Origin of the sequence: Parabacteroides sp. AF39-10AC (genome assembly GCF_003635405.1) — a bacterium.
GTDB classification, from domain to species: domain Bacteria; phylum Bacteroidota; class Bacteroidia; order Bacteroidales; family Tannerellaceae; genus Parabacteroides; species Parabacteroides distasonis.
Window position 1 is genome coordinate 43,881 of the sequence record NZ_QTLP01000032.1, and the last position, 10,432, is coordinate 54,312.

General features: G+C 44.9%; 9 protein-coding genes. 2 read left to right on the forward strand and 7 right to left on the reverse strand.

What is annotated here, in order from left to right:
* The first annotated feature begins 39 nt into the window (after positions 1-39).
* Positions 40-1,320, forward strand: coding sequence for a DEAD/DEAH box helicase (locus DW033_RS21350; protein ID WP_008778281.1), 1,281 nt, complete (start codon positions 40-42; stop codon positions 1,318-1,320).
* 96 nt (positions 1,321-1,416) lie between these two features.
* Here DW033_RS21350 and rho read toward each other — a convergent pair whose 3' ends face one another.
* The 6 genes from rho to DW033_RS24775 form a co-directional block, all read right to left on the reverse strand.
* Complete coding sequence (gene rho, locus DW033_RS21355; protein WP_005868216.1) at positions 1,417-3,393, reverse strand: transcription termination factor Rho; 1,977 nt, start codon at positions 3,391-3,393, stop codon at positions 1,417-1,419.
* A gap of 201 nt (positions 3,394-3,594) precedes the next feature.
* Positions 3,595-4,911, reverse strand: a complete 1,317-nt coding sequence (tilS, locus tag DW033_RS21360; protein WP_005868215.1) for a tRNA lysidine(34) synthetase TilS — start codon at positions 4,909-4,911, stop codon at positions 3,595-3,597.
* Between the two features lie 73 nt (positions 4,912-4,984).
* On the reverse strand, positions 4,985-5,749 hold the full coding sequence (locus DW033_RS21365) for a zinc ribbon domain-containing protein (protein WP_005868214.1): 765 nt from the start codon (positions 5,747-5,749) through the stop codon (positions 4,985-4,987).
* Between the two features lies 1 nt (position 5,750).
* A complete protein-coding gene (locus DW033_RS21370) occupies positions 5,751-6,848 on the reverse strand; it encodes a Nif3-like dinuclear metal center hexameric protein (RefSeq protein ID WP_005868213.1) in 1,098 nt (365 codons plus the stop codon).
* 111 nt (positions 6,849-6,959) lie between these two features.
* On the reverse strand, positions 6,960-8,717 hold the full coding sequence (aspS, locus tag DW033_RS21375; RefSeq protein ID WP_005856298.1) for an aspartate--tRNA ligase: 1,758 nt from the start codon (positions 8,715-8,717) through the stop codon (positions 6,960-6,962).
* Positions 8,718-8,837: 120 nt separating this feature from the next.
* Positions 8,838-9,011, reverse strand: coding sequence for a hypothetical protein (locus tag DW033_RS24775; RefSeq protein ID WP_191215906.1), 174 nt, complete (start codon positions 9,009-9,011; stop codon positions 8,838-8,840).
* A gap of 86 nt (positions 9,012-9,097) precedes the next feature.
* On the opposite strand from DW033_RS24775, the gene DW033_RS21380 reads away from it, so the two are divergent.
* Entirely contained in the window at positions 9,098-9,235 is a 138-nt protein-coding gene (locus tag DW033_RS21380) for a HepT-like ribonuclease domain-containing protein (RefSeq protein WP_122383132.1), read from the forward strand.
* 44 nt (positions 9,236-9,279) lie between these two features.
* Here DW033_RS21380 and DW033_RS21385 read toward each other — a convergent pair whose 3' ends face one another.
* Complete coding sequence (locus DW033_RS21385) at positions 9,280-10,092, reverse strand: glycosyltransferase (protein ID WP_005868212.1); 813 nt, start codon at positions 10,090-10,092, stop codon at positions 9,280-9,282.
* Positions 10,093-10,432 lie beyond the last annotated feature (340 nt).

Consider the following 10,432-nt stretch of genomic DNA (forward strand, 5'->3'; position numbering starts at 1 on the left):
AATAATCTTTATCTTTACCGGGAATTTGAATGTAAAAAGATGAGATTTGATGAATTAGATTTGGAAGATGCCGTATTAGACGGGCTTTATGACATGAATTTTGACGAAACGACTCCAGTCCAAGAGTTAACGATTCCTGTCATTTTAGAAGGTAAAGACATCATCGCTTGCGCACAGACCGGAACCGGTAAAACGGCGGCGTATGTTTTGCCAGTTATTAATGAACTAAGCAAAGGTTGTCATCCGACAGACGCGGTGAATGCGGTCATTATGGCACCGACCCGGGAATTGGCTCAACAAATAGACCAACAAATTCAAGGATTCACTTATTTTATACCTTCCGTATCCGCAGTAGCCGTGTATGGAGGTACCGACGGAATCGCTTGGGAACAACAAAAGAGAGGTTTAGAGATGGGTGCGGATATCGTGATCGCTACCCCGGGACGTTTATTGTCCCATATTAAGTTAGGTACTGTAGATTTGTCTAAAGTGTCGTTCTTCGTCTTAGACGAGGCGGACCGCATGCTGGATATGGGTTTTTATGACGACATCATGCAGGTTCATAAACAGCTGCCCCCCTACTGCCAGACGATCATGTTCTCGGCTACCATGCCGCCTAAGATCCGGACGTTGGCTAAAACCATCCTAAAAGATCCGGAAGAAGTCAAGATCGCTATCTCACGCCCACCCGAATCTATCATGCAAACCGCATATATCTGCTACGATCCACAAAAGCTCAAGATTCTACAAGATCTCTTCACTCAAAGCCGCCCTCAACGAGTAATTATCTTCTCCTCTTCTAAAATGAAGGTGAAAGAATTAGCGTCTACCTTAAAAAGATTAAAGTTCAATGTAGCCGCCATGCACTCGGATCTAGAGCAATCCCAAAGGGAGGAGGTCATGAAAGAATTCAAGAGCGGACATATCGATATCCTTGTGGCTACGGATGTCGTAGCACGTGGAATTGATATCAATGACATCAAGTTGGTCGTGAACTTCGATATCCCGCATGATCCGGAGGATTACGTACACCGAATCGGACGTACGGCACGGGGTACGAACGGCGAAGGATTGGCGATTACTTTCGTATCGATCGACGAACAAGCACAATTCAAGCGCATAGAGGATTTCTTGGAAAAAGAGGTTTATAAGATACCGGTCAGCCCGGAATTCGGTGAAGTGCCCTTGTATGAGCCGGAAAAATACGGTATGAATAAAAGAGGCAGAGGACGGCCTCGTAAAAGTGAGGATAAAGGATCATCCTCGAGCCCACAAAAACGAAATATGGGACATCGTGGAAGGCCTAAAAAGGCGCAATAAAAGCACTATACTTTTTATTTGAAAAACACTATACTTTTGGAGCTAAAACAATATTGCTTTGAACTCAAAAGTATAGTGTTTTTTTATGGGATATTATCAACCGTTCATGGATGCCAAGAATTCCATATTATCAACGGTTTGTTCCATCCGTTGCTTAACAAATTCCATAGCCTCCATAGAGTTCATGTCTGATAGATATTTGCGTAAGACCCACATACGGTTCAACGTGCTCTCATCCTGCAATAAATCATCACGGCGAGTGCTGGAAGCCGTGATATCCACAGCCGGATAGATACGCTTATTGGATAATTTACGATCCAATTGTAACTCCATATTACCCGTACCCTTGAATTCCTCGAAGATCACGTCGTCCATCTTAGAGCCAGTCTCCGTAAGGGCGGTGGCTAGAATCGTAAGGCTACCACCATTCTCAATATTACGGGCGGCACCAAAGAAACGCTTCGGCTTCTGCAACGCATTTGCGTCCACACCACCGGAAAGCACCTTACCGGAAGCCGGTTGTACCGTATTATAAGCACGAGCCAAACGAGTGATCGAGTCCAGAAGAATCACGACATCATGACCACATTCTACCATTCGTTTCGCCTTGTTCAATACGATCTCAGCGATTTTCACGTGACGTTCAGCCGGTTCGTCGAATGTAGAAGCGATCACTTCCGCATCTACGCTACGAGCCATATCCGTAACCTCCTCCGGACGTTCGTCGATCAATAATATAATCATATAAACCTCGGGATGGTTGTAAGCGATAGCGTTCGCGATATCTTTCAACAACATCGTCTTACCGGTTTTCGGTTGAGCGACGATCAAACCACGTTGCCCTTTTCCGATCGGGGAGAATAAATCAACCACACGTACGGCGATATTATCGTATACTTTCGGTGATTTACGTGCCGTAAGCATGAATTTCTCATCCGGGAATAACGGGGTCAAATGATCAAAAGGAACCCGGTCGCGAACCTCTTCCGGCGTACGTCCATTGATCTTGTCCACTTTCACCAACGGGAAATACTTCTCACCTTCCTTCGGCGGACGGATCGAACCTTCTACCACGTCACCCGTTTTCAAGCCAAATAACTTGATCTGGGATTGAGAGACATAAATATCGTCCGGTGAAGTCAAATAGTTATAATCTGAAGAACGAAGGAAACCGTAACCATCTTGCATCATCTCCAACACGCCGGTTCCTGTAAGGATGCCATCAAACTCATACATTTTCTCTTGAGCCTGCTGGTTGTTATTAGCGTTATTGTTATTACGGTTGTTATTATGATTATTCTGTCGATTGTTCTGTCGAGGATTATTCTGCTGGGGAGCGGCCTCGGGTTGAGGTTTGTTAGCCTCGGGTTTCGGAGCGGAGAACGGGAAAATTTGATCCAATACGGATTTAGCGTCCGGATGGCGGAATACGATGCGCTTAGGCTCTTCTTCTGTCGCTTGTGGAGAAGTGGTTTCTTCCGCTACCTCTACAGGAGTCGTATTTTCCGGCAAAGCGGCTTCTTCTTCCGTTTCAAGTTCCGCCACAACAGGAGGCAACAACGGTTTCTCCACCGGGCTCTCTGCTACCGCCGGAGTTTCCACGGCCGAGATTTCCGTTACCGTAGAGATCGTTTGCGGCTCTTTCGAAACCACCACTTCCTTGTTATCCTCGGAAGGAGCGATAGCGCCCGCTACCTTTTCCTTTTTCTCGATACGGACTCTTTTCTTACGTTCAGGCTGCTCTTTTTGCTCTTTCTTGTCAGCCGGAGCAGTCACTAGCTTTTCCGGAGCCTGTTGGGTACTCTCTGCAGTTTCGGCAGTCTCAGCCTTCGCCACTTTAGGAGATTTGGCCGGACGGCCTCTCTTACGGCCCTCTGCAGGCTTCTTAGCCTCTTTCTCTTTCATCTTTTCAGCCTGGATGCCGGCATAGGAGATCGCTTGCTCATCAAGAATCCGATAAACCAACTCTTCTTTCTTTAAGCTGCTAACTTTTTTTATTCCCAACTCTTCCGCGATACTTTGAAGTTCGGGAAGAAGTTTTTCATTTAGTTCTAGAATGTTATATTTCTGCATATTGCGAAGTAATAATATAAATGGTACATACACACGGATCACATATACAAACACGATGTACGCCCAATGGTATCATTGTATCTTTATTTAATTATAATTTTCATGTAATAACCGGATTGTTCAGCTAATTTGAACCATTAGTAACATATCTGCGGAGTAAATCTTCGCAAATGTAAGAATATTTTTACAATAAACGAGGATTTAGCCCAAAAAATTCACAATTAGCACACGCTTTGTTGATTCGTCTATACGAAAACGATTATCAGTCCTTTCTCCTACCACCCAAACGATAGCGTCGCCACTACAAAGAAGCCATGTGCGCTCCTTCTCAATCCGGCTAAATTTATGATCGGAGAAATAGTCACTCAACTTCTTACGTCCTTTCATTCCGAAGGGAATAAACCAATCGCCTTCTTTCCAAGTCCGCAATGTTAAAGGGAAATCGAGTTTATCATAATCCAAATAAGCGATCCGCTTATTCTTCTCGATAGGGAAACCTATAGTTATAACAAGTTTTTGGAAAGATAGTTCAATAGGTTCATGATTAATACCCTTTTCCGGATCTAAAACGAAGGTTCGCTCTTCCTTCTTCTCTAAAGAAGTGATCCATAAATAATCCCGATCCTTCAGCAAACGATGGGTGGAAGAGTAAAACAGCTTACCGGGCTCCTTGGTCAAGGCCGCGAAAATATCGTCCGAGACCAGACGGGTAAAACCATATTCTTTTAATAACTCATACAAAATCGTCTCCGGAGCCGGAAACCGCATCAACGCCCCGATAGAAAGACGATCATCCGATACGACAACCTCTTTCCGGGCTTGTTCCAATACATATATATATATAGTCTCTGCGGCAGAAAGATGCTCGGCGGAACGTGCGATGGTATTCCGGGCCGATGGATTTATCTCCTCCAAAAGCGGCAACACATTCAAACGGATAAAATTACGGGTATAAGCATCCGATAAATTCGTGCTATCCACCATATAGGCGTAGCCTTGATCCGCCAACCAAGCCAAGATATCCTCACGGCTTACGCACAGCAAAGGACGGACGATGAAACCATTCCTCGGACGGATCCCGCTCATCCCCCGGATTCCCGTGCCCCGTATCAAATTCATCAAGACTGTCTCCACATTATCGTCCCGGTGATGGGCGACGGCGATCGCCTGCCCTCCCAGCCGCTCCCGCATCTCCTCAAACCAAGCATAGCGCAATTCACGGGCAGCCATCTCTATCGAGAGATGCTTCTCTCCGGCATAAGAGATCGTATCGAAATCTATCTTATGAAAGGGTACTTCCAAAGATTCCGCGAACTCACAGGCAAATGCCTCATCCCGATCCGACTCCTCCCCACGCAAATGAAAGTTACAATGAAGCGCTATACACGGATATCCCAAACGCACCAATACGCCCAACAAAGCCACAGAATCGGCACCACCGCTCAATCCGACCAAAACCGGACGATCCTCGGATAACAGCCGGTACTTCTCTATATATAAACGTATCGTATGTATCATAACATCTTTGTATTAAAAACAATAATGGCCCTAGCCGGTTTTAGCTAGAGCCATTACTTATAGATCTTTTGAATTAATCTTCTACACCTGCTAATTCCGGGTCGATCATAATACGACCACAGTATTCGCAAACAATAATTTTCTTACGCAACTTGATATCCAATTGCTTCTGAGGCGGGATCTTGTTAAAGCAACCACCGCAAGCGCCACGTTGCACATAAACAACAGCCAAACCGTTACGAGCACCTTTACGGATACGCTTGAAAGCGGTCAACAAACGAGGTTCGATAGCGGCTTCCAGCTTCTTCGCTTTCTCACGAAGTTTCTCCTCATCCTGCTTTGTCTCGGAAATGATCTGCTCCAACTCGCTCTTTTTCTGAACCAAGTCAGCCTTACGGCCTTCCAGCTTCTCAGTCAGCTCAGCGATATCTTTTTTCTTAGCGTCTACCGCCTCTCCGAATTCACGGATTTTTTTCTCTGAGAACTCAATTTCCAAACCTTGGAACTCGATCTCCTTAGACAGGTTATCAAACTCCCGGTTATTACGCACATTATCTAATTGTGCCTTATAGCGATCTATCAATGTGGTAGATTCCGTGATCTTATGCTTTTGCTCAACAACAGAAGTCTCAAACTCCTTGATCTCCGCTTGATAGTTCTGGAGACGTGTTTCCAGTCCTGCGATCTCGTCCTCCAAGTCTTGAACCTCCAAAGGAAGCTCACCACGAAGGGTCTTGATCTTATCAATTTCAGTCATCATCGTCTGAAGTTGATACAGCGTAGAAAGCTTTTCTTCAACCGTATATTCCTTTTCAGCTGATTGTTTATCTGTAGCCATTCTATAAATATTTTACTGGGTTTGAATTAACATTCGAAAAATGTACCGCAAAGGTAGGGAATTTTTTCGATATTATGTTATAAAATATGTCTTTTGTACAGATTTCCGATTCATAATGACCGATAACCGCCAGTAGAATCTGGTCCTCCACATCGTAAAAATCGTTGTACTTCGCCTCCCCCGTTATAAAGACATCGGCACCATACGCGATAGCGTCCTTGATCAAGAAAGCGCCGCTGCCTCCGCAGATAGCGACCTCTCGGATAGACTTACCCGTAAATGGGGAATGCTTCACGCAACCGACGTTAAACAGGGCCTTGATCCGTAACAAGAAACTTAACTCATCTTCCTCGGCAGGCAACTCTCCCACTACACCGGAACCTGCCTGTTCCCATGTGTTTGATAACGAATAAAAATCAAAAGCCGGCTCCTCATACGGGTGAACGGATAACAGAGCACGGGTCACCGCTGTCTTCTTGAATGCCGGAAGGATCATCTCCATACGCACCTCTTTCTCTACATGCACCTCGCCGATCTCACCACAAAACGGATTGCATCCCGCATTGGCACGGAATGTTCCCTCGCCATGTAAATTATAACTGCAAGCATCATAGTTCCCGATACTTCCCGCACCGGCATTGAACAAGGTATTCCGCATGATCTCGGCATAAGCCTCGGGGACAAACGTCACCAACTTCAACAAAGCGCCTTTTTGGGGGCTCAAGATCCGTACATTTTGCAAGCCGATCAACTCTGCCAAACGGTAATTCACGCCTCCTACGGCATTATCAAGATTGGTATGGGCGGCATAAACCACCAAATCATACTTACACGCCTTCATCATGCAACGCTCGATATAATTGGAGCCAGTCAACGACTTAAACGACTTAAAGGCCAAAGGATGATGAGAGATGATCAGGTTGCATCCCATCTCGATCGCTTCATCGAGCACCTCCTCGGTAACATCTAGGCATAGCAACACACCCGTCGCATGCTGGTTCACGTCGCCAACTTGCACACCCGCATTGTCAAAACCTTCTTGAAGCGGCAGCGGGGCGTAATGCTCTATTTCTCTCAATATATCTTTAACCTTTACCATGCTAAATATCCTTTGATTTATGTTCGGGAGAAAAAGTAATTCCTTTCGGAAGAAAAGAAAATTCCATTCGGATGGAATAAGATTCCCATTCGAATGGAATTTCAGATTGGATTATTTCTTGATATCAACGATCAAATTCAGTTCATCCAACTGGGCTGGATCCAAGACACCCGGAGCATCGAGCATAACATCTCGTCCGGAATTGTTCTTCGGGAAAGCGATACAGTCGCGGATAGAATCCAAACCGGCGAACAAAGACACGAAACGATCCAAGCCATAAGCCAAACCTCCATGAGGAGGCGCTCCGTACTTGAACGCATTCATCAAGAAACCGAATTGCTCTTGCGCTCTTTCTTCGGTGAATCCTAACAGCTTGAACATCTTATCCTGTAATTGGCTGTCGTGGATACGGATAGAACCACCACCCACTTCAACACCATTGATAACCATATCATACGCATTCGCACGAACAGCGCCCGGATCCGTGTCCAACAACGGTATATCATCCGGATTCGGAGAGGTAAACGGATGGTGCATAGCGTAGAAACGTTGATCGTCCTCGTTCCATTCGAACAGCGGGAAGTCGATTACCCACAAGCAAACAAACTTATCCTTGTCACGAAGGCCTAATTGATTACCCATCTCTAAACGCAACTCGCAAAGTTGCTTACGAGTCTTCATCGCATCGTCGCCGGAAAGGATCAAAATCAAATCACCCGGCTTAGCGCCGAACGCATTCTTCATTTCTTGAAGAACCTCTTGGCTATAGAATTTATCTACGCTTGATTTTACGTTACCATCCGCTTCCACACGAGCGTAAACCAAACCTTTAGCACCTACCTGCGGACGTTTCACGAATTCAGTCAGCGCATCCAGTTGTTTACGGGTATAGCTTGCAGCACCTTCCGCACAGATACCCCCTATGTAAGCGGCGTTATCGAATACGGAGAAACCATGGCCTTTCATGATGTCCATCAACTCGACGAACTTCATGCCGAAACGCAAATCCGGTTTATCGCTACCATATTGTTTCATAGCATCTTGCCAAGTCATACGCATAAACGACTCCTTGAACTCGACACCACGGATTACCTTAAACAAATGTTTCGCCATGCCCTCGAACATATTCAAGACATCCTCTTGCTCCACGAAGCTCATCTCACAGTCGATCTGCGTGAACTCCGGCTGGCGATCCGCACGCAAATCCTCGTCACGGAAACATTTTACGATCTGGAAATAACGGTCGAAACCGGAAACCATCAACAATTGCTTCAAGGTCTGTGGAGACTGAGGCAAAGCGTAGAACTGTCCCGGGTTCATACGGGAAGGAACCACGAAGTCACGGGCACCCTCCGGGGTAGAATTTACAAGAACCGGAGTCTCTACCTCCAAGAAACCTTGCTCATCCAAATAGCGGCGAACCTCGAACGCCATTCTATGACGAAGTTCCAGATTCTTACGAACGCAAGCACGACGCAAGTCCAGATAACGATATTTCATACGCAAGTCATCACCGCCATCTGTCTCCTCCTCGATCGTGAACGGAGGGGTAAGCGCAGTGTTCAGGACATTTAATTCAGAAACGATCAACTCAATATCACCTGTCGGGATATGCGCATTCTTGCTGGAACGCTCACGAACCGTACCCGTAACCTGAATCACGAATTCACGGCCCAACTTATTTGCCTTTTCGCAAAGAGCTGCATCAACCTCCTGATTAAATACCAACTGAGTAATACCATAACGGTCGCGGATATCGACAAATGTCATTCCTCCCATTTTGCGGGTTTTCTGCACCCAACCGGCCAGTGTAACCACCAGACCTTCATCCGCAAGGCGCAAGTCGCCACAAGTTCTTGTTCTATACATCTTTATTATTTAATTTGCTAGATTTACCAATCTTTATACCTCGGTTTATTACAAACCGCAACCACAAAGATAATACTATAAATCTTAATAATTATTCTTTTAAGCAAATTAAAATACGTTTTACCCTCTGCTACCCAAGCTGTCCGTATCGGGATTAATCTCTTTCACAGCCTCCTTTACATCCTTGGCCGTTATTTCCTTCTCATTTTTAACAGCGATTTGCTCTACAGGATACTTTTCCTCCATCTCCTCCAATTTAGAGTCTACGGATGTTTTTGAATCATTTGTTCTCATATTCTCTATTTTATTAACGTAATAATGGCTATTAAACAAGCAAGTACTGCCAATGGTTTATAGCGATAGCGACATTGTCCGTGAACATGGAAGGAGTTATGAGAATGCGAGACATTATAGCACATCATTATTTCGATATAGACGCTGTTATAGTGTTTGATGTGATGAAAAATAATCTGCCAGCCATAAAAATGACTATTGATAAAATGTTATTTGATATTTGAGACACCTTCCGTGAGCGATACTGTGGATGAGGACAAAAAGCTATTTACCCCCGGATGAGCCTCTTATAGAGCAACGAACGCAAGCCATTAGGGAGAAGACGGGTCACTAAGCGAATACAGACATTCTTTAGCAAGGAGAAAAAGCCGATAAAACCCATCTTGTAAAACAGCGTCTGCAACCTCACTTCCGTTACGGCATACCGCCATCCTCCCCGCCGCCGAAACATATCCGGCGAGAAGCGGAAAAAGAGCAGGCTCTCTTGTATATTATAGAACCGGGCACCATTCATCAGCATCCGTACCCACAGATAATAATCCTCGAACAAAGGAAAATGCTTATATCCTCCAGCCTTTAGCACGGCCGACTTCCGAAACATCACCACCGGATGGTTCACCGGACACCTTCCCTTGGCAAACCTCAAGATATTTTCATGCTGCTCCGGCACTTTCCGCATGGAAAGTACATTTGATACCTCCCCTTCAAACTCATCGATCCAAGCCCCCACTACATCAATTTCCGGATGTTCCAAAAATATCGCCAATTGCTTCTCAAAACGATCCGGCTTAGCGATATCATCCGTGTCCATACGAGCCACAAGGTCATACGAACAATGCTTCAGCCCCTCGTTAAGAGCCTTGCCGAGACCTCGGTTGGTGGGCAAAGAAATCACTTTTAACTCAGGATGCTGGCTTGTGAATTCTTTTATGACCGCATACAGCTCATCCGTCAAAGGACCATCTTCCACCAAGACAACTTCTATAGGCAATAGCGTTTGCGTGAAGATACTGGTCAGACTTTGACGTAAAAATAGTGGGCTCTCTTTATGATATAAAGAAAGTAATACGGAAAATAACATAGACTTTCAGGAAAAGTATTATATAAGAAAAATTTCTATATGTACATATAAGATGTATCCGGAACACTTGAAGATTGACTCTTTACAGAGTCTGTACGTAAAGAACCGTCTCAAATCTATCTTTCTCATTCTCATGATCCTAATCTGCCTCATAAAAAAAACAACTCTCTGATTTACAGAATTAAAAAACATAAACATTCTTCATAACCACATTACACCAGCTCATCTCTTCGTTGCAAATTTCATACCCACTCTACTTAAGACATTTTTTAGCGCTCTCCGTTGCTTAGGTGATATTTTCCACTGAAGCCAATTAGTCATATCAATCTTTATCTGTTGA

Excerpts from the sequence above, each read along its gene's own strand:
- DW033_RS21380 (WP_122383132.1), top strand. The coding sequence starts at position 9,098 with ATGGAAGGAGTTATGAGAATGCGAGACATTATAGCACATCATTATTTC.
- DW033_RS21350 (WP_008778281.1), top strand. The coding sequence starts at position 40 with ATGAGATTTGATGAATTAGATTTGGAAGATGCCGTATTAGACGGGCTT.
- DW033_RS21370 (WP_005868213.1), bottom strand. The coding sequence starts at position 6,848 with ATGGTAAAGGTTAAAGATATATTGAGAGAAATAGAGCATTACGCCCCG.
- tilS (WP_005868215.1), bottom strand. The coding sequence starts at position 4,911 with ATGATACATACGATACGTTTATATATAGAGAAGTACCGGCTGTTATCC.
- DW033_RS24775 (WP_191215906.1), bottom strand. The coding sequence starts at position 9,011 with ATGAGAACAAATGATTCAAAAACATCCGTAGACTCTAAATTGGAGGAG.
- aspS (WP_005856298.1), bottom strand. The coding sequence starts at position 8,717 with ATGTATAGAACAAGAACTTGTGGCGACTTGCGCCTTGCGGATGAAGGT.
- DW033_RS21365 (WP_005868214.1), bottom strand. The coding sequence starts at position 5,749 with ATGGCTACAGATAAACAATCAGCTGAAAAGGAATATACGGTTGAAGAA.
- rho (WP_005868216.1), bottom strand. The coding sequence starts at position 3,393 with ATGCAGAAATATAACATTCTAGAACTAAATGAAAAACTTCTTCCCGAA.
- DW033_RS21385 (WP_005868212.1), bottom strand. The coding sequence starts at position 10,092 with ATGTTATTTTCCGTATTACTTTCTTTATATCATAAAGAGAGCCCACTA.